The sequence below is a fragment of the Halomicronema sp. CCY15110 genome (genome assembly GCF_016888165.1).
Taxonomy (GTDB): Bacteria; Cyanobacteriota; Cyanobacteriia; order Phormidesmidales; family Phormidesmidaceae; genus Halomicronema.
Genome location: NZ_JACSWC010000153.1, coordinates 1 through 1,481, shown reverse-complemented (window position 1 = coordinate 1,481; position 1,481 = coordinate 1). Strand labels below are relative to the sequence as shown.

At 50.3% G+C, this 1,481-nt stretch carries 2 protein-coding genes; one reads left to right on the top strand and one right to left on the bottom strand.

Translation table 11 applies throughout. The annotated features are described in order from the left end of the window. Positions 1-412: 412 nt before the first annotated feature. A complete protein-coding gene (locus tag JUK32_RS03235; RefSeq protein WP_309224476.1) occupies positions 413-1,111 on the top strand; it encodes a rhomboid family intramembrane serine protease in 699 nt (232 codons plus the stop codon). 157 nt (positions 1,112-1,268) lie between these two features. Here the strand turns inward: JUK32_RS03235 and JUK32_RS03230 are convergent. After that, positions 1,269-1,481: transposase (locus tag JUK32_RS03230; protein ID WP_204137415.1), on the bottom strand; the 213-nt coding region annotated here is incomplete at its 5' end.

Here is a 1,481-nt window from a genome sequence, read left to right as displayed (position 1 = left end):
GGTTGTCTGCCTTTGAGGCGATTTCCCGCGTCCTTACCTCACAACAAGCTGATTGGCTACTGGGTTGAGCAATTACGCGTAAACTAGAGAAAAGCCATTAGTGCTCTGTCAGTGCTTGATTTTAGGGTGACGCACACTCGCCAACATCCTATGCCCTACGGGCAGGCACGGCCGACGACAAACTCAGGATGAGCAGGATCTGGGCGTTCGGGCTGGGCTTGTCGTTCACGCAGTGGCTCCCTTCAGGAGCAAGCCCTAAGTTTTAGTCCTGACGCTGCACTAGCTCTAGGCCAAACAACTTTCCATCGCAGGTCTGGATGGCTCTAGATGTATCAGCTAAAGACGGAACTTGCTGATTGAGAGCGTACTTGATGCCACAGGGTAAAGCAGTAAATCGGAGACAGTGTCAATCGTGACCTCAGAGAAAAGCGATCGCGAATTAAAAGCAGAATTGCAGCGCCTGATGGCGGAGATCGAAACCGACGTACCACCTACAGCCAGATATTCATCTGAGCCAGCTGCTCCTCCAGCGAAAGCGTCTAATCAAAGTGGGACATTGGCCCAAATCAAAGACAACTTCTTTGTGCCCCTATGGATTTTGGCAATTCCCTGGGCTCAAGAAATCATTGATCAATTATTTTTTGGTGGACAGTGGAATTTGGTACTGCATCCCCGCAGCCTAGACGGAATTCCGGGTATCTTTTTATCTGCTTTTTCCCACAGTGGGTTCATCCACCTAATTAGCAACACCATCGGGTTTGCCATCTTTAGCTGGCTGATTTTAGCCAAAAATCGCAGGGATTATTGGACGGTTTTTCTGATTGGCTGGCTGGGCGGCGGCGCAATTTCCTGGCTTATTGGTCCTACCAGCGTCCATGGTCTGAGCGGAGTCGTTTATACCCTGTTTGGCTATTTGCTAGTCATCGGCTGGCTAGAGCGGCGCATCATTCCTTTGCTCATCTCAGTCTTTGTTTTGCTCAATTACAGTGCAACTTTATGGGGGGTATTGCCCACAAATCCGATGGTGGCTTGGTGGGGACATTTAATTGGGCTGGTATTGGGCATATTTGCCGCTTACGGTGTCTATCGTGATCCCAAAAAGCGTTCCTAAATTTTAAGGACGCCTCAATTCATGTTTTTGAGGGGCAGCTAGCCACCCTTGCGATCGCCTCGCCGTGCGGGGGGAGACACTGTAAAATCAGTATCGACAAAATCCTCAATATTACCTGCCCTTAGAGGGTGTTTTAAAAGTTTGAGTTGGTCAAATTTCATGCCAAACGCCTGACCATGATGCGGATCATGGCGAGGTAGATGAAGGCCTCCGAGGTCTCTGGCAACTGCTCGTAATCGCGCACCAGACGTCGACAATGCATTAACCAGCCAAAGGTGCGCTCCACCACCCAGCGCTTTTTGAGCACCTGAAAGCCTTTCGTCTGTTTGGGTCGCAGCACGACCTGTAGCACCCAACGGCAGGTGTCCAT